The organism is Aeromicrobium marinum DSM 15272, assembly GCF_000160775.2.
GTDB lineage: Bacteria > Actinomycetota > Actinomycetes > Propionibacteriales > Nocardioidaceae > Aeromicrobium > Aeromicrobium marinum.
Window position 1 is genome coordinate 528,391 of sequence record NZ_CM001024.1, and the last position, 15,812, is coordinate 544,202.

The following is a 15,812-nucleotide window of genomic DNA, read 5'->3' on the forward strand; positions in this document are numbered from 1 at the left end:
ACCGCCGGTCAGAGGGGGGTGATGGAGGCGACGCGGATCGTTCCGTCGATCACCTCGAGGCCGAGGACGAAGCCGGACGTCGTGGTCTGCAGGACGATCGGGGCACTGGCATTGCGCGCGTTGCCGTTGCCGGGGTTCCCGTTCCCGTTGCCAGGGTTGCCCGGGTTCCCGTTGCCCGGGTTGACCGGTGCCTCGGGCACCGGGGCCGGCGCTGGTGCGGGGGCCGGGGCGGGGGTGCTGACCGTGCGGGTGGCGGTCACAGTCGCCGTGAGGGTCTCGGGGTCGAAGGATCCGGGATTGACAACGGCGGTGTCGATCTGCGACCAGGCGTCGACGAAGGCGTCGATGCCGCCGGCTGAGGCCTGCAGCTCCGGCGTCAGGAGCTCGAAGGCGCGGGCCGGATCGGCCACCACGAGCGCCACCCAGTCACGGGCGAACTGCTCGACCTGCACCGGGTCCACCGCACTGGCCTCGGTCACCTCCGTGGGTCCGGCGGCGGTGACCGGCTCGGACCCGCCGGTGACCGCCAGGACCGACAGGACGACGGCCGCCACCGTACCGGCCGCGGCGACCGTCCAGAGAGCCACGCGAGAACGCGTGCCGAGCCCGTCGGCGGTGGGGTACGGCTGGACAGGAGACGCCTGGGTGATGACGGCCGACACGACCTCCTGGGGTCCCGTCGTGTCGAGGGCGTCGACGATCGGCGGGGCACCGACCAGGGCGACCTCCGCCTCGCTCAGCCGCTCGGCGACGTCGGCCATGGTCGGCCTCTGGTCGGGGTCCCTGGTCATCATCGATCCCACCGCGACCGAGAAGCCGTTGTCGCCGGGCAACCGGGGCGGTGGTTCGTTGACGATCTTGTAGAGCGCACCGACCAGGTTGTCGGACCCGAGGTACGGGGGACGGCCCGTGGCGGCGTGGAACAGCGTGGCGCCGAGGGACCAGACGTCGCTCGCCGCCACGGCGAGTCGGCCGGTGGCGATCTCCGGTGGCAGGTAGCCGGGTGACCCGACGACGACTCCGGTGCGGGTGAGGGCGAGGTCGGCCTCGGCGCGGGCGATGCCGAAGTCGGTCAGCTTGGCGGAGCCGTCGGTGGTGATGAGGATGTTGGACGGCTTGACGTCGCGGTGGACGATGCCGATCGCGTGCGCGGCCGTCAGCGCCGACGCGATCTGGTGTCCGACGGCGGCGGCGCGTGACGGGGTCAGCGGTCCGTGCTGGGCGATCTCCGCGGCGAGCGTGTGGCCGTCGACGCGTTCCATCACCAACCAGGACCAGCCGTCGCCGTCGACCACGAGGTCGTGCACGGCGACGACGTTCTGGTGCTGCAGGCTGGCGGCCAGGCGTGCCTCACGCCGGGCACGCTCGAGGGCGGGCGCGTCGTCGGAGTCGGGCGAGCCGATGCGCTTGAGCGCGACCTCCCGCTCGAGCACCGTGTCGCGAGCGCTCCAGACCGCGCCCATGCCACCGCGACCGATCTCGGTCTGCAGGTGGTAGCGGTCACCGATGATCTGTTCCACATCCATGGTTGTACCCCGGATCGGTGCCGGCGAACATCCCGGCCCGTCGTCGCGCGTTCGACGACCCGTCACCCGGATTTGGTGCGTCGGCGGGTATGGCGTAAAGTTGAGCGGGCGACGCGGGGTGGAGCAGCTCGGTAGCTCGCTGGGCTCATAACCCAGAGGTCACAGGTTCAAATCCTGTCCCCGCTACCAATCGAAGGCCCCTGACCAGCAGAGATGTCGGTCAGGGGCCTTTGTCATGCCTGCAGGTGTAGGTCGGATTCACGCCGTCGGTGTCGGCCAGGGTTGACCCCTGACGTTCATACGCTGACCAGGTGTCCACCTCGAATGACGAAGCCGGTTTCGCCGCGGCTGCTGACAAGCGGATGAAGCTGCGCTACGCCGGGGTGTGCCGGCTCTGCGAGGCAGAACTGCCTGCCCGGGCCGACGCCGTCTACGAGCGGGCGACGAAGACCGTGCGCTGTGTGGAGTGCACGACCTCTGCCGCGGACGTTGCGGACCTGGCGTCAGCCGAGGTGCAGGTAGCTGATGCCAGCGTCGAAGAAGCCAGCGTCGAAGAAGCCAGCGTCGCGAGTTCGAACGGCGCAAGGCCAAGGACGAGGAGCGGCTGCGTCAGAAGTGGGGGAAGCTCGGCGGCCTCGCGGTGGCGTTGTCCGACGAGAAGCAGAGCACGAAGGCGTGGGCGACGGGCGCGGTCGGGGAGGAGCGCCTGGGTGCTCGCCTCGATGGTCTCGCTTCGGAGTCGATCGTGGTCCTGCACGACCGGCGCGTCCCGGGCAGTCGGGCCAACATCGACCACCTGGCAGTCACGCCCGGCGGGGTCTGGGTGATCGACGCGAAACGGTACAAGGGACGGCCGGCGTTGAAGGTCGAGGGCGGCATGAGCCGTCCACGCACCGAGAAGCTCATGGTCGGTCGACGCGACTGCACCAAGTTGGTCGACGGAGTCCTGAAGCAGGTCGACCTGGTCCGACATGTGGTGGGCGACGTGCCGGTGACGCCTGCGCTGTGCTTCATCGACGCCGACTGGCCGTTGATCGGGGGAGCCTTCACGACCCGCGGAGTCGAGGTGCTCTGGCCCAAGCGGCTCAGCAAGCTTCTGACAACGTCAGAGGGATCGCTCGACGTGTCAGCGGTCCGAGAGTCACTGACCGCGCACTTCAGACGAGCTTAAGGGCGCAAGCTTCACAGCAGGTGCACTCGCATAGTCGACCTACGGTCCGCTTCACGCGTTTACTTCCTCCGAACCGAAGGTCGGTCGCGGTCACGAGGTGCGCGAGGCACCAGCAGGGAGACACAGGCGGTCTTGCCGACACCACCGACGCGGAGCGGCTAAGAATCCGTTCCGGAATCCTCGCGGGGCACACCCTCCGAATCGAGTTGCCTCAGCCGGGGCGGGCCACCGCCGTGAAACTCACTCTGCGGATAGTCAAGGAGCCACCTCCGACCAGTCGTCGGGCAGGCGTAGGTCACGGCCCAGGTCTCGTAGTCGGCCGAAAGCCGCTGAAGGTGCTCAGTTGCGTACTCTCGCGCTTCAGCGTCATCGAGGTGATGGAGAGCGGTGCACGCACAGTCCATCAATGGACCGTCCTCATCGTCAGGTTCTGCAGCGGGCCGGGTGGAGTGGGAAGGGATCATCAGTATCGTGTGCCACTGTCATTTTGAACACTGGTACTCCCGTCCGTCACCACCACTAGGTGTATGGGGAGTTTGCGGGCTCGCCGGTCTGCCGTCCCTACTCGGACGGTTGTGAGAATAGGGACTCGTCGGAGACGACGTTTTCGATCCGGAGAGCGGCATAGTGGTCCAGCCAAGGCTCTAGCCCCAGATCGGCTCGCAGCGCCTTTTCAAGGCGGACGGGTGCAACGAATGTCCTGTTTGGTAGCTGCGACACTTCTGACGGCGTGGCGGTCCTCGTGCGTTGTCCGGAGTGGTCGACGACCTGGAAGTGAAAGCTGCCCTCGAGCTCAACGACCTCCTTGTACCCAGGCAGTGGAATTCCGGCATCGACGGGCGCGGTGGCGACGACCGTCCAGTGCCCAGCGTGGAGCTTTGCGTCCATGGAGAGAGCCAAGAACTTGACTCCCGTGGAAAGCGCCTCGCGGGCGCGCTGGGACGCGTCAATCAGCGGAACGACCAGGTCGAACACCGCGAAGTAGAACGCGGACTGCCCGTACGTCGCGACAACCTGTCCGACCCCGGCGCGGTCGTCGCCGGTAGGGATGACGAACACGTCGCCAACTCTCGGTCTCCCCACGCCTAGTCCTCCCGATCGTCGCTGACACCAGTCTCGCCCATTGGCGCTCCTCAGCGGTCGGGTTCGCGCAGGCAGCTTTCCACTAGGAGCATCGAGAGTCTGTCGGCTTGGCAGGGCCTCAGGCGGGAAGCGGGCCCACCACGTACGTGATCCCGTGGTGCGTGACCTGGTAGGACTCGTACGGCATGTCCTTACGGTGGACAGTGAGAACCTCGCCAGAACTGAATCTGACTTCTAGGTCTCGTCCATCGAAGGTGTGTGCCTCAACGTGCTTTCCCAGCAACCTCAACAGCAGACGAGACGCATCGAGCATCGAGTCGTCTGAGTCTGCCCGTTCCCGCCCGCCGACGCTGTCGACCAGTGTCACGGATGATTCGATGCCCACGACTGAACTCGGTGCACGCGGGTCGTCGCCTTGGAGTACAAGGTTGACGCTGTAAAGACCCGCTGACACGTTGCTGACCCAGGTCCCGGCAAGGTCGATGGATCCTAGCCCGGACTCAGACGCAGCCGCCGCTGAGTTCTCGTTGGAGTCCACACGCCCATAGTCACATGCCTCGCGGGGTGCACCGGGGATCGCGGCTGAACCGAACTCAAGGAACTGAGACGCCTCGAACACGATGCTCTGCAGGCTGTATTGACGGCGGAGGAACGTCCCATCGTCCGTTCTCAGCATTAGGTAGTAGGTGCATACAAACGGGCTTGGCCACCCCGCATTGGTCTGTGCCTAGGTCTCGGTGGGGACTCTCCAGTGGCGAAGGCCCCGGCCTCCTACACAGGCCTCCTGCTGAAGTGGTGACCGAGCGACCACACACCCCCATCGATTTCGACGACGAAGTGGGGCTGGAGGCGTCGGCGGATCAGCGTTGGCCGGTACTCAATCCGACCCTCGCCGTTGACGTAGGCGTGGAGTACTCGAGCGAGCGCGCGGAGGTTCGCTGCCTTGGGTTCTTCCTCGTAGTCGTAGTCGAAATCGGTCATGCTGACGTCCGGTTCGAGATCAAGAATCCAGACCGAGCACCAGTCATGAGTGACGTGAAAACCAAGCTGCGTGGGCTTGTCGTCGACCGACGTTAGTAGCGCGCGGTGACCCATGCTCTTCGGATCGTAGGAGTACTCGACCTCGATGTTGTCGCCGAACACCTCAGCCAAGACGCGACGGAGCATCCGATCGGCATCTATCGACATCCTCGGAGTCTCTCACCGCTGGGCCCCCATCGGGACTCGATCCCGCCGCATCGGTCCCACCGCCCTAGGACCTCAGAGCCGCCCAGTGTTTCGGCGGTCAGCTTGGCAGCACACCGGCACGCGCTAGTGCGCCTGAAAGACCACGAAGGCCACCAGTAGTGCGATCACGGGTACAAGCACCATCGCGCCCACCGCAGCCACTACCCACGCCCACCGACCAGAAGAAGGACTACGCATCGGCTGCTCAGGACGGCCCGGTGCAGGGTACGGGCGGAGAGTCGAAGACCACCTTTGTCCCGGGCCTTCCTCTGGCTGAGTCACAATCAGATCATCTCACCGGAGCGTGCTGACAGAGCGGGTTTAGCTCTTGAACCCGGGGACTGGGGGTTCTCGAGCCAAAGATGGCTCGACGATCAGTTCAGTGACGCACTCGGTATCCCGAGTGTTCCCGAGGACGAGTGATCGTACTGTGGGTCCTCGGCCTTGCTGTCGCGTTGTCCCTCGTGAAGCACGGTACGGACGCGTGGGCGACGGATGCGGTCGGTGAGCAGCGCCTCGGTGCCCTCGCATCGGTGTCGATCACTGCCCCACATGACCGGGGCCTACCAGGCGATTGGGCCGGCTCGTAGGGTCGAGGGATGGAGCCTGTTGAGACTCTCGCATTTGGTATCGAGCTCCACCTCCTTTCCACGGAAGCTGGTGGCCGCAGCTTCGGGCTGTCCGGTGGCGCAGCGCCCGACAACCGCTTCACCTATCGCCCGAACTGGGGTCTGCCCGGTTGGGATGACGGGGCCCAAACAGCTGGCCCAGTCTTCTGATTCGCCCGCACCGATGTCCGGCCGGGGGATGACACGCGGGCGGTGATCGTGGCGTTGTTCGTTGAGGACGTTCCGGCATGGCACGACGTCCGAGTCGGAGACGAGCTTCGCACCAGCTGCCACTTGCGCACGGCAGGTCAACGCGGCCGCGAGGATCTGACCGCTGCCAGCGCGAATCACGGGGACGAGGGGTGCGTACGCGGTATCCATCGCTGTCGCCGGCACCGCAGTGATTGCGATGCCAGGAATGTGCTCGGCCAGAAACTGCCGAACCTCGAGTCGCTCGGCATCGGTAGACGCGTACTGGATCTCCATCGCTGTAAACCTAGCTGCCGCGATTGAGTCAACGGCGCCGGTTGGGGACCGCTGGACGACCGCGAACAGTCCGTCATTCCTCCGTGGATGCCCTCGCGTCGCGAGGCGAACAGGCTCATAACCCAGAGGTCGCAGGTTCAAATCCTGCCCCCGCTACGAATTTCAGGCTCGGTTCCCTCTGGGGAACCGAGCCTGAAAGCTTTCTAACTTGACTCGGTCATCACAAAGTCAGCCTTATGTGACCAAGGCCGTGGCCGGTCGCGTCACTGCGGCCAACGTGGCCCGGGTCCAGCAGGAGCCCCGCCGCTGGTGGCCGCGTCGACGCCGCTACGACAGGGCGATGAACCCGCTCATGATCGCCGCCCTACCGGCCAGCGCCCGACCCACATTTCCGCCCACCACCGCCGACGATCGTGACCTGACGCGCGCAGGGCTCACGCCGGTGGATGCCGCCCGCATCGGCGAAGCCCTCGCCGCCGCTCGCACCGACGGCACCCGGCGCCTCTACGACGTCGTCTGGGGCCAATGGCAACGCTGGTGCGCCGAGCGGGACGTCGCCGCCGTACCCGCCGACCCGCTTATGGTCTGCGCCTATTTGACCGAACGCGCGGAGGCAGGCCGCGCCACCGGCACCCTGGACATGGCCTGCACCGTGATCAGGCACGTCCACCGCACCACAGGAGCTGTTGACCCGATCGCGTCCGAGGCCGTCCGCCAGGTCCGTCGGGGCCTGCGTCGCACCTACGGCGCCGCACCCCGCCGCCTCGCCCGGCCGCTGTCGGTCGAGGAGATCCGCCAGATCGTCGGCGGTATCAACCGGACCACCCCGCACGGCATCCGCGACGCCGCGATCATCCTGCTCGGGTACGCATCAGCCATGCGCCGAGCCGAGCTGGTCGCCCTCACTCTGAGCGACGTCGAACCCAAGCCCGCCGGGCTTCTGCTGCACGTCCGGCAATCGAAGATGGACCAAGACGGCCACGGCGAACACGTTGCCGTCGCCCACGGTCAACACGCTGCCACCGACCCCGTCGCCGCCGTCAACGCCTGGCGGGAGCTGCGCGGCGAGACCAACGGCGCCCTGTTCACCCGGATCTGGGGCAACACGATCAGCCTCGAACCGCTGTCCGGGCACGTCCCGGCCCGGATGCTGCGCGCCCGCGCCGAGGCCGCTGGACTCGACGGCACCCGCATCACTGCACACTCGCTCCGCGCTGGGCACGCCACCACGGCCGCACTCGCCGGCGTACCACTCAACCGGATCGCCGCCCAGACCCGGCACAAAGATCTCGGCGTCCTCGTCAACCGCTACATCCGCCCCCTCGAGGCCCTCGCCACCACGTCGAGCAAGGACCTCGGACTGTGAGGTTCGGTCAGCGTTGGGGTAGTGGCTACTGCCCGACTCGCCGCGGTTGCCGACATCGATTGCGCAGGGGACGCTGGCATCATGACGACGCACTCGGAGCAGGTGGTCGACGAGCTGCAGCGCTGCTGGTGCTGTGACAACGAGTTCTCGCCCGAGGAAGTTGTCCACCTGGGTGCCCATCCCGAGGTCGCGCTCTGCTTCGACTGCGCGCGGTGGGTACGTCGCCGAGCGGTGCAGGGCGCGGACGCACGTCGACACGGCGTCGGGGCTCGCCTGCGTCGGATGCTGGCGCGGATTCGAGCCGCCGTGATCGGCCGCGGCTGGCATGACCGGCCGGTGATCGGCGGGATCCTGCGGTGGATCGACCGGCGGCTGCCGTGACACGCCGGCCACCATCCGCGGCGTCAGCGCCGCCCGGTCGGGCGTCGCTCGGGCCGGGCTCCCAACCGGTGCGCTGTGCGCGTTGGTCGGCGCGGCGGATGGTCTGCCAGGAGAACGGCACCTTGGCGTCGGCGTAGGCGTGCTGGTTGTCGGGAAACCGGGCGGCCAGATCTTGCTTGAGGTTCGCCTACTCGACCCGGGCCTGGTCGTGATCGCGGAGGTAGTCGCGGAAGAGCAGTGCGAACTGCTCGGAGAAGCTCCCGCCCGAGGGACGTGGACGTGGGTGCGCGGACGTGGAGTCGGAGTTGATGTTGCCGCAGGCGGTCAGGGCCAGCGATCCAGCAACGAGCGCGGCGGCGATCCAGAGTGCGGTGGGGGCGGCGGGTGATCGTCATCGCTTCTGCTCGTCCATCGGGTCAACGTGCTTGGCCGGGTTACGTGGATGGGCAACAGTCGTGGCCAGCCGCGGCGTCGCCGCTGCGGCGCCGGAAGGTGGCAATCAGTGCAAGGACCGCCAGGGTAATGCCGGCGCCGATCACCCACGGGTTGCCCAGAAGGCCCCCGATCGCGGCGATTGCACCACCGGCGACCAAGAGGGGCAGTAGGGCGCAGCAGGCGACCATGAGTAGCGCGGCGCCGGCTCCGAGGAGCAGGCCGCTGCCTCCCGGCCGGTCGTCGTGGTTGGACGTCATCGGTGTTCTCGATCCCTCCGGAAGATGTGGGTCAGCAGCAGGTGTGGCAGTCGTCGCCCTCGGCGGGCGACCGGAGCCGGTCGAGCAGGCCGGTGGTCATGGCGGTCCCGATCCGATACGCCTCGGCCACCGGAACCACCTCCGCGCCCGGGTGCTCGGCCAGCCAGCCAGCCGCGTCCTCGGGGGACGTGAAGTAGTGCACCTGGTTGCAGAAGGACGAACGGATCGCGGTGATCTGCTCGGGATTGACCAGGGAAACCATCGCCGTGGCGGGATCGACGCTGGTCACCCCGTCGGCGGGGTCGACAGTGACCCGGATCGGCTCGCCGCTGACCGGGGAGACCGACTCCACGCGCGCCGGGCGGTCGAGGAGGGCGGGGAAGATGAGGGTGTCCAGCGCACACCAGGTGTAGAGCTCCTCCCCGGCCACGGTGAACCGGTGCGGGGTCGGCCGCAGCGTGAGGCCCTGGCCGATGATCCGGCCCTGGTCGTACTCGGTGTCCGGCACGGCGGCGAGACCACGCCGTACCTCCTCGAGGGTTCGGCCCGCGGCCGCGGCGAGTTCCTCGACGGTGACCGCGTCGCCGTCGACGAGCAGGCGCAGCAGCGGGATCAGCAGGCCGGCGTCGAGGCCGGTCTCCTCGGGGCGGGTGAGTCGTTGGGGCAGTTGGCTGCTGAGGTCCGACATGTGCGGATGCCTCCTTCTTGAGTGGGTGGGCGCGGGTCAGGCGCAGCAGGACAGCTTCGAGACATCGGTGGTGAAGGCCTTGGCGACGATCCGGATGCCCTCGGCCATGGTCAGGTAGGGCGCCCAGGCGTCGGCGACCTCGGTGATGGTCTTGCCGAGGATGTGGACGCCGGCGGCGGCGAGCTCGCCGGCGTCCTTGGCGACCGCGGTCAGGCCGAGGATCTCGCCGGTGTCGGCGTTGGCGACCATCTTGATGAAGCCGCGGGTGTCCCGGTTGACCAGCGCCCTGGCTACGTACTTCAGCGGCAGGACCCGGCAGTCGCAGCGGATACCGGCGGCGAGCACCTGGGCCTCGGTCAGCCCGACCGCCCCGATCGCGGGGCCGGTGAACGTCACCCGCGGCAGCCGGGCGTAGTCCACCGACTTCTCGGCGGCAGTGAACGCATTCTCGGCGACCAGGGTGCCGTGGTGGGCCGCGACGTAGACGAACTCGGGGTGCCCGGTCACGTCGCCGGCCGCCCAGACTCGGGGGTTGGAGGACTGCAGTTGGTCGGTGACCACGATCTCGCCGGCTTCACCGGTCTTCACCTCGACCGCGTCGAGGTTCAGGGCGTCGGTCACCGGACGGCGGCCGAGCGCGACCAGGACCTGGTCGGCGCGGAACTCCTGCTCGCCGCCGGACACGTCTGCCGTCATGACCGTCTCGCCAGTGGCGGCGTCGCGGGTCACCCGGGTGGGAACCGCGCGGCGGACCACCCGGATGCCCTCGTCGGCGAAGACTGCCTGCAGCGCCGTGGAGACCTCCGGCTCCTCCCTCGACGCCAGCCGGGAGCGCACCAGCACGGTCACATTCGCCCCCAGCCGGGCGAACAGCTGCGCCTGTTCCAGAGCCACGTAACCACCGCCGAGCACCAGCAGCGAGTCGGGAACCTCGGTCAGCTCCATCGCCGTGGTCGAGGTCAGATACCCGGCCTCCTCCAGCCCGTCGATCGGCGGGGTCCAGGGGCGGGACCCGGTGGCCACAAGGTAGTGCTCGGCCTCGATTGTTTCGACGGTGCCGTCGGCCGCGGTGACCTCAAGCAGGGGAGCGGCCGGCGTGCCGGCGAACGCGGCGTTGCCGTGGCGGATCTGCCAGCCGTAGGAGTCCGCGACGTCGACGTACTTCTCGCCCCGCAGCGCCTCGATGAGGTCCTGCTTGCCGCGGACCAGGGCAGGCATGTCCACCGGGTCGGTTGTGGTGGCGATGCCCGGGAACCGGGTCGACGCATCCGCTGCCACGTGCCGTGCGTCGGCGGCCGCGAGCAATGCCTTCGACGGCACGCAGCCGGTGTTCACGCACGTGCCGCCGAACGTGCCACGCTCGACCATCACCACCGACTTGCCCAGCGTCGTCGCCCGGATGGCCGCGGCGAACGCACCGCCGCCGGATCCGATGATCGCGAGGTCGTAGCTGGTCTGCATCCCGATTCCTCCCAGAACTGTTGGGAAACGCTTCCTGATGCAGCGATACTGGACCTTCCAGTGCAGGGGAAGGTCAATGGCGACCTGCGACACAACGGAGGCCGGGATGCGGATCGGAGAACTCGCCGAAGCAGCCGGCACCACCACTAAGACGCTGCGATTCTACGAAGACCAAGGGCTGCTGCCGACCGCCGAACGCACACCGGCCGGCTACCGCGACTACACGCCCGACGCCGTCAGCCGGATCGACTTCGTCCACCGCGGCCAGGCTGCCGGGCTGACCCTCGCCCAGATCAAGCAGATCCTCGACATCCGCGACCACGGCCAGGCGCCGTGCGGCCACGTGCGCGGCCTGCTGGCCGCGCGCCTGGCCGACATCGACCGACAGATCGCTGACCTCGGCGCCCTGCGCGACAACGTCGCTTCGCTCCGCGACGCCGCCTCAGATCCCGAGCCTGACACCTGCGGCGCTGACGAGGTCTGCCGCTACCTGTAGGCGGCAGTGTTGACCGGTCGCGCAGATCGGGCGGTAATATCGCCGCATGACGATGGATTTGACTCCGGCTTCGGCGGGCACCGACGGCCTCGACGAACAGGTAGCCAGTCGCGCCGCTGCCTGTCTGTTCCGCGGGATGAGCGACGTCTCGCGGGTGGCGATCCTGCGCCACCTGCTACTCGGCGAACACAACGTCGCTGACCTGACCCAGCACCTCGGCCTGGCCCAGTCGACCGTCTCCAAGCACCTGGCCTGCCTGCGCGACTGCGGACTCGTGGAGTCCCGACCCGTCGGCCGCGCCTCCATGTTCACCCTGACCCATCCCGAGGCCGTGATCGACCTCCTTGCCGCCGCCGAGCGGCTGCTCAGCCTTACCGGCGACGCAGTCACGCTCTGCCCGAACTACGGAGCCCGAAAGGACCCCGCATGACAGACCCGCGGCAGGCGACCGAAACCGCCCCCACCGAGTTGGAGGTCGAACGGCTGACGCGTCGCGGGCTCCGCCTTGCCCAGTTCACCGTCGCCTACAACGTCGTGGAAGGCGTCGTCGCCATCACCGCGGGGATCCTGGCCGGGCTGGTCTCGCTGATTGGCTTCGGCCTCGACTCCGGGATCGAGTCCGCTGCATCGGTCCTAGTCGGGCTCCGCCTAGCGGCGCGGTTGCGCCATGGCGAGGCGGACGAGGCCAAGGAGCGTCGCGCACTCAAGGCGGTGGCGATCACCTTCTTCGTGCTCGCCGCCTACGTCGCCATCGAAGGAACCCGCTCCCTGATCAACGGCGAGGCCCCCGACAACTCCACCGTCGGCATCGTCCTGCTCGCCGCGTCGGTGATCGTGATGCCACTCCTCGCCCGCGCCAAGCGCCAGGTCGGAGAAGCGCTCGGCGGCGACCAACTGATCCTGGCTGACGCTGCCGAGACGAAGATCTGCGTGCTGCTGAGCATCTCAACCCTATTCGGACTGGGGTTGTTCGCGCTGACTGGCGCGGCCTGGCTCGACCCGGTCGCCGGGTTTGTGATCGCGCTCTTCGCCATCCACGAGGGACGCGAGGCCTGGGAGGGCGAGCTGGTCGAGGATGACGATGACGACGACTGAGAGAGGACTCGACTGATGGGCGCCGGACACTCGCACGGACCGCCGGCCGGCCATGCCGGCGGCCGCTACCGGGCACGCCTTGCCGCGGCGTTCGCTCTCGTCGGGGCGTTCTTCGTCGTCGAGCTCGTCACCGGAATCCTCTCCGGATCGCTGGCTCTGATCTCCGACGCCGGACACATGGCCGCCGACGTCGTCGCCCTCGGTGCTGCATTGGTGGCCACCAGGATCGCCACCCGGCCCGACTCGACCGGACGTCGCACGTACGGTTCCTACCGAGCTGAGGTCTTCGCCTCCGGGCTCACCGTCCTGATCATGCTCGGCGTCGCCGTGTACGTCGTCATCGAAGCCATCAGCCGGATCAACAGCGAACCCGAGGTCGCCTCGACCGCCATGCTCATCGTCGGCGTGATCGGCCTGGGCATCAATGTGGTGACGATGATGCTGCTGCGCGCGGGGTCCAAGGAGTCGCTGAACGTCAAGGGCGCCTACTTCGAGGTCGTCTCGGATGCCGCCGGGAGCGTGGGCGTCATCCTCGCTGGGCTCCTGGTCGCCGCGACCGGCAACGGATTGTGGGACACGATCGTCGCCTTGGCCATCGGCATCTTCGTCGCCGTACGCGCAGTCATCCTCGGCCGTCAGGTACTCGCGGTCCTCGGCCAGCACCTCCCCGAGGGCATGGAACTCCAGGACGTCGTCGCCGACCTGGAATCCGTGCCCGGGGTCGCCGACATCCACGACCTCCACATCTGGACGCTGACCTCCGGGATGAACGTCGCCACCGCTCACCTGGTCGTCGACGACGGTGTCAGCGCACAGACGGTGCTGGTGTCGGCGCAGCGCGCCCTCGCCGAGCGCCACCATATTGAGCACGCGACACTTCAGGTCGAAGCCGTCAAAGGGGAGCAGTGCCATGAACTCGGCTGGTGAGCTTCAGCGGGTTCCGCCACTCGGCTGGCTTGCCGCCGGACTTCTGGCGCAGCGGGGGCTTCCTGGCGGCGGTCACCCGAGGCGGACATCACGCGGCCTCGCAGGCATGATCCTCGCGGCGAGTCTCGGTCTCCTTGCCTGGGCCGTCAGGGCTTTCCGGCGCCACGAGACCACGGTGGACCCCCTCGCCCCGGAGCGTGCCAGCCAACTGGTCAGCGACGGGCCCTTCCTGCTCACCCGCAACCCGATGTACGTCGCCATGGCCGGCGTCCTCGTGGCCAACGCCGTGGCCAGGCGCTCGACGCTCGGCATGCTCCCGGCAGCCGGCGTCGTCCTCCTCATCGACAAGGCACAGATCGAAGCCGAGGAGCGTGCGATGGCCGACAAGTTCGGTGCGGAATGGGTTCGGTACGTTGCCACCACGCCCCGGTGGCTGAGCCCTCGATCGTTCCCAGGTAGGAAGCCTTCTGTATGAAACGCCGCTCGTACGTCGCCTTCGCACTCACCGCGGCCGTCGGCCTGAGCGGTTGCGCAACTGACACCGACCGCAACGACCCGAGCGCGGATCCGGCGATCTCGACGCCGAGCTCGGACGGCAATCCGACACCGGGCGATGCAGCGATGCCGTCGTGGCCGGCCCCCACCGACGTCGCCGCGCGCGTGGCAGCCGCCGGACTCGACCTGGGACCCATGGGCACCGCCGAGCACTACCACCCCCAGCTCCGGATCGTCGTCGACGGCGCCGATGTGCCGGTCCCGCCCAACATTGGCGTCGATCCGGCCACTGGGGCCATGTCCGCGCTGCACACCCACGAAGGCGACGGGACCATCCACATCGAGGCCGACTCGGTGGGGGAGGTTTTCACGCTCGGCCAGTTCTTCACCCAGTGGGGCGTGGCGCTCACTCCGCAGCAGATCGGCGGCGTACGCGCCAAGCGCGGGCAACAGGTCCAGGTCACCAGCAGCGGCACCCCGGTCACCGGAGACCCCGCAGACCTCCGCCTGGAGCCAGAGCAGAAGATCGTCCTGACGATGCCGTGACCGATCCGGAGAATCGACCCGTCATCGAAAAGTCATCGGAAACGACCGGCAACCGTTCCAAGGCGTTCCGATAGAGTTGGAGGAGTCCGATGGGGAACCTCCTCAAGAATCCGAGGTTTCCCAGAGGGACCCGAAGTTTGAGCTAGTCGGGACTGGGCCTCCGATCACGCCCAGAGGTCACAGGTTCAAATCCTGTCCCCGCTACCAATCGAAGGTCCCTGACCAGCAGAGATGCCGGTCAGGGGCCTTTGCCATTCGCGTCGGTTGCTGGACGCATCCCGGGATGTCAGTTGCGGTCGACGACAGAGCGAGGTCATGGCTCCCATGTACAAGTGCGTGTTCGCGCACGTATGGTGACCAGGTGTCCTCTCCGGCAGTGACGTCGGTCCTGACCGATCGCACGTATCGACGCCTGTTCAGCGCGCAGGTGATCGCGCTGCTCGGCACGGGGCTGCTGACCGTGGCGTTGAGCCTGCTGGCTTTCGAGGTGGCCCCGGAGAGGGCGGGGGCCGTGTTGGCGACGGCGTTGACGTTGAAGATGGTCGCGTATGTCGCGGTCGCGCCGATGATCACGGCCGTCACCGGCCGGTGGAGCCCGAGGGCAGTGATGATGGGGGCCGACGCGGTGCGGGCAGCGGTGGCGCTGGCACTGCCGTGGGTCGACCAGGTGTGGCACGTGTACGTCCTGATCGTGGTCCTGCAGTCGGCGTCGGCCACCTTCACCCCTACGTTCCAAGCCGTGATCCCCGTGGTGCTGCCCGACGAGAGGCAGTACACCCGCGGGCTGTCGCTGTCGCGCCTGGCCTACGACCTGGAGGCAGTGGCCAGCCCAGTGGTCGCAGCCGGCCTGCTGCTGGTGATGTCGTACCACTGGCTCTTCGTCGGCACCGCGCTCGGCTTCGTCCTGTCCGCGGTGTTCGTCCTTCGGTCGGGACTCTCGGTACAGGGCGCCGCTCCACTGTCGTCGTTCCGGTCCAGGGCGACGGCCGGGGTGTCGATTTTCCGTCAGCGCCGTAGCCTGCGCACGCTGTTCCTGCTCGACATCGCGGCGGCGTGCGCGGTGGCCACGGTGCTGGTCAACACCGTCGTGGTGGTCCGCGAGGACCTAAGCCGCGGTTCACCGTCGGTTGCTGTCGCACTCGCGGTCTTCGGCGCCGGGTCGATGGCCGTGGCACTCGCGACTCCCCGCATCCTCGAGCGCCGGCAGGATCTCAGCTTCATGATCACCGGTGGTGGCCTTTGTGCCGGGCTGCTGATCGTCGCGATCCCGGCGGTCGGAGATCGAGGAAGTTGGTCGGTGTTGCTGGTCGTGTGGTGCGCGCTGGGTGCAGCATCATCGATGGTGCTCACCCCGTCGGGGCGAGTCGTCAACGCAGCCGTCACCTCCGGCGAGCGACCGGCGGCCTTCGCCGCCCACTTCTCGCTCTCACACGCCTGCTACCTCGCCGCCTACCCGGTGGCCGGGTGGGTCGGCAGCCTCACCTCGGTCGCGGTGGCCACCGGCGTACTCGGGGCGGCTGCTGTTGCGGCAACCGGAGCGGCCATGGCGACCAGACCCCGATGA

General features: G+C 68.0%; 18 protein-coding genes and 1 tRNA gene. 11 read left to right on the forward strand and 8 right to left on the reverse strand.

Features of this window, described 5'->3' with window-relative positions:
• Positions 1-8: 8 nt before the first annotated feature.
• Complete coding sequence (locus tag HMPREF0063_RS02870; RefSeq protein ID WP_007077149.1) at positions 9-1,526, reverse strand: serine/threonine-protein kinase; 1,518 nt, start codon at positions 1,524-1,526, stop codon at positions 9-11.
• 112 nt (positions 1,527-1,638) lie between these two features.
• Here HMPREF0063_RS02870 and HMPREF0063_RS02875 point away from each other — a divergent pair.
• Positions 1,639-1,715 (forward strand) — tRNA-Met (locus HMPREF0063_RS02875).
• Positions 1,716-2,166: 451 nt separating this feature from the next.
• The gene (locus tag HMPREF0063_RS02880; protein WP_007077150.1) at positions 2,167-2,697 is read left to right on the forward strand and encodes a nuclease-related domain-containing protein; all 531 of its coding nucleotides are present in this window, start codon (positions 2,167-2,169) and stop codon (positions 2,695-2,697) included.
• A gap of 158 nt (positions 2,698-2,855) precedes the next feature.
• Here HMPREF0063_RS02880 and HMPREF0063_RS17290 read toward each other — a convergent pair whose 3' ends face one another.
• From HMPREF0063_RS17290 to HMPREF0063_RS02900, 5 genes are all read right to left on the reverse strand, one after another.
• The gene (locus HMPREF0063_RS17290; protein ID WP_083788839.1) at positions 2,856-3,161 is read right to left on the reverse strand and encodes an Imm27 family immunity protein; all 306 of its coding nucleotides are present in this window, start codon (positions 3,159-3,161) and stop codon (positions 2,856-2,858) included.
• Between the two features lie 97 nt (positions 3,162-3,258).
• Entirely contained in the window at positions 3,259-3,756 is a 498-nt protein-coding gene (locus HMPREF0063_RS02885) for a hypothetical protein (protein ID WP_007077151.1), read from the reverse strand.
• A gap of 142 nt (positions 3,757-3,898) precedes the next feature.
• Positions 3,899-4,318 carry a DUF6188 family protein gene (locus HMPREF0063_RS16500; protein WP_156794022.1) on the reverse strand — a complete coding sequence of 140 codons (420 nt, stop codon included), beginning with the start codon at positions 4,316-4,318 and terminating at the stop codon, positions 3,899-3,901.
• 233 nt (positions 4,319-4,551) lie between these two features.
• Positions 4,552-4,947, reverse strand: a complete 396-nt coding sequence (locus HMPREF0063_RS02895; protein ID WP_040320055.1) for a hypothetical protein — start codon at positions 4,945-4,947, stop codon at positions 4,552-4,554.
• Positions 4,948-5,570: 623 nt separating this feature from the next.
• Positions 5,571-6,101, reverse strand: a complete 531-nt coding sequence (locus tag HMPREF0063_RS02900; RefSeq protein ID WP_040320056.1) for a hypothetical protein — start codon at positions 6,099-6,101, stop codon at positions 5,571-5,573.
• A gap of 238 nt (positions 6,102-6,339) precedes the next feature.
• On the opposite strand from HMPREF0063_RS02900, the gene HMPREF0063_RS02905 reads away from it, so the two are divergent.
• Together HMPREF0063_RS02905 and HMPREF0063_RS02910 are read left to right on the forward strand one after the other, a co-directional pair.
• Positions 6,340-7,467, forward strand: a complete 1,128-nt coding sequence (locus tag HMPREF0063_RS02905) for a site-specific integrase (protein WP_156794023.1) — start codon at positions 6,340-6,342, stop codon at positions 7,465-7,467.
• Between the two features lie 81 nt (positions 7,468-7,548).
• A complete protein-coding gene (locus tag HMPREF0063_RS02910) occupies positions 7,549-7,848 on the forward strand; it encodes a hypothetical protein (RefSeq protein WP_007077156.1) in 300 nt (99 codons plus the stop codon).
• A gap of 723 nt (positions 7,849-8,571) precedes the next feature.
• Here HMPREF0063_RS02910 and merB read toward each other — a convergent pair.
• The gene (merB, locus tag HMPREF0063_RS02920) at positions 8,572-9,228 is read right to left on the reverse strand and encodes an organomercurial lyase MerB (RefSeq protein WP_007077158.1); all 657 of its coding nucleotides are present in this window, start codon (positions 9,226-9,228) and stop codon (positions 8,572-8,574) included.
• 36 nt (positions 9,229-9,264) lie between these two features.
• Positions 9,265-10,689 carry a mercury(II) reductase gene (gene merA / locus HMPREF0063_RS02925; protein ID WP_007077159.1) on the reverse strand — a complete coding sequence of 475 codons (1,425 nt, stop codon included), beginning with the start codon at positions 10,687-10,689 and terminating at the stop codon, positions 9,265-9,267.
• Between the two features lie 106 nt (positions 10,690-10,795).
• Here merA and HMPREF0063_RS02930 point away from each other — a divergent pair, with 106 nt between their 5' ends.
• The 7 genes from HMPREF0063_RS02930 (at position 10,796) to HMPREF0063_RS02960 (ending at position 15,812) form a co-directional block, all read left to right on the forward strand.
• Positions 10,796-11,185, forward strand: coding sequence for a heavy metal-responsive transcriptional regulator (locus HMPREF0063_RS02930; RefSeq protein WP_040320057.1), 390 nt, complete (start codon positions 10,796-10,798; stop codon positions 11,183-11,185).
• Between the two features lie 46 nt (positions 11,186-11,231).
• Positions 11,232-11,615 (forward strand): ArsR/SmtB family transcription factor, encoded by a 384-nt coding sequence (locus HMPREF0063_RS02935; RefSeq protein ID WP_007077161.1) that lies wholly within the window; start codon positions 11,232-11,234, stop codon positions 11,613-11,615.
• Positions 11,612-12,280, forward strand: a complete 669-nt coding sequence (locus tag HMPREF0063_RS02940) for a cation diffusion facilitator family transporter (RefSeq protein ID WP_007077162.1) — start codon at positions 11,612-11,614, stop codon at positions 12,278-12,280. The genes HMPREF0063_RS02935 and HMPREF0063_RS02940 overlap by 4 nt, the downstream gene beginning before the upstream one ends.
• A gap of 15 nt (positions 12,281-12,295) precedes the next feature.
• Positions 12,296-13,207, forward strand: coding sequence for a cation diffusion facilitator family transporter (locus tag HMPREF0063_RS02945; RefSeq protein WP_007077163.1), 912 nt, complete (start codon positions 12,296-12,298; stop codon positions 13,205-13,207).
• 106 nt (positions 13,208-13,313) lie between these two features.
• Positions 13,314-13,682 carry a methyltransferase family protein gene (locus HMPREF0063_RS02950; RefSeq protein WP_007077164.1) on the forward strand — a complete coding sequence of 123 codons (369 nt, stop codon included), beginning with the start codon at positions 13,314-13,316 and terminating at the stop codon, positions 13,680-13,682.
• A complete protein-coding gene (locus HMPREF0063_RS02955) occupies positions 13,679-14,248 on the forward strand; it encodes a hypothetical protein (RefSeq protein ID WP_007077165.1) in 570 nt (189 codons plus the stop codon). Before HMPREF0063_RS02950 ends, HMPREF0063_RS02955 begins: the two co-directional genes overlap by 4 nt.
• A 361-nt stretch (positions 14,249-14,609) precedes the next feature.
• Positions 14,610-15,812 (forward strand): MFS transporter, encoded by a 1,203-nt coding sequence (locus tag HMPREF0063_RS02960; RefSeq protein WP_245527730.1) that lies wholly within the window; start codon positions 14,610-14,612, stop codon positions 15,810-15,812.

Bases quoted from the DNA above. Each gene is read 5' to 3' on its own strand.
- HMPREF0063_RS02910 (WP_007077156.1), top strand. From the start codon at position 7,549: ATGACGACGCACTCGGAGCAGGTGGTCGACGAGCTGCAGCGCTGCTGG.
- HMPREF0063_RS02950 (WP_007077164.1), top strand. From the start codon at position 13,314: ATGATCCTCGCGGCGAGTCTCGGTCTCCTTGCCTGGGCCGTCAGGGCT.
- HMPREF0063_RS02895 (WP_040320055.1), bottom strand. From the start codon at position 4,947: ATGCTCCGTCGCGTCTTGGCTGAGGTGTTCGGCGACAACATCGAGGTC.
- HMPREF0063_RS02955 (WP_007077165.1), top strand. From the start codon at position 13,679: ATGAAACGCCGCTCGTACGTCGCCTTCGCACTCACCGCGGCCGTCGGC.
- HMPREF0063_RS02870 (WP_007077149.1), bottom strand. From the start codon at position 1,526: ATGGATGTGGAACAGATCATCGGTGACCGCTACCACCTGCAGACCGAG.
- HMPREF0063_RS02945 (WP_007077163.1), top strand. From the start codon at position 12,296: ATGGGCGCCGGACACTCGCACGGACCGCCGGCCGGCCATGCCGGCGGC.
- HMPREF0063_RS02935 (WP_007077161.1), top strand. From the start codon at position 11,232: ATGACGATGGATTTGACTCCGGCTTCGGCGGGCACCGACGGCCTCGAC.
- HMPREF0063_RS02900 (WP_040320056.1), bottom strand. From the start codon at position 6,101: ATGGAGATCCAGTACGCGTCTACCGATGCCGAGCGACTCGAGGTTCGG.
- HMPREF0063_RS02930 (WP_040320057.1), top strand. From the start codon at position 10,796: ATGCGGATCGGAGAACTCGCCGAAGCAGCCGGCACCACCACTAAGACG.
- HMPREF0063_RS17290 (WP_083788839.1), bottom strand. From the start codon at position 3,161: ATGATCCCTTCCCACTCCACCCGGCCCGCTGCAGAACCTGACGATGAG.
- merB (WP_007077158.1), bottom strand. From the start codon at position 9,228: ATGTCGGACCTCAGCAGCCAACTGCCCCAACGACTCACCCGCCCCGAG.
- merA (WP_007077159.1), bottom strand. From the start codon at position 10,689: ATGCAGACCAGCTACGACCTCGCGATCATCGGATCCGGCGGCGGTGCG.
- HMPREF0063_RS02940 (WP_007077162.1), top strand. From the start codon at position 11,612: ATGACAGACCCGCGGCAGGCGACCGAAACCGCCCCCACCGAGTTGGAG.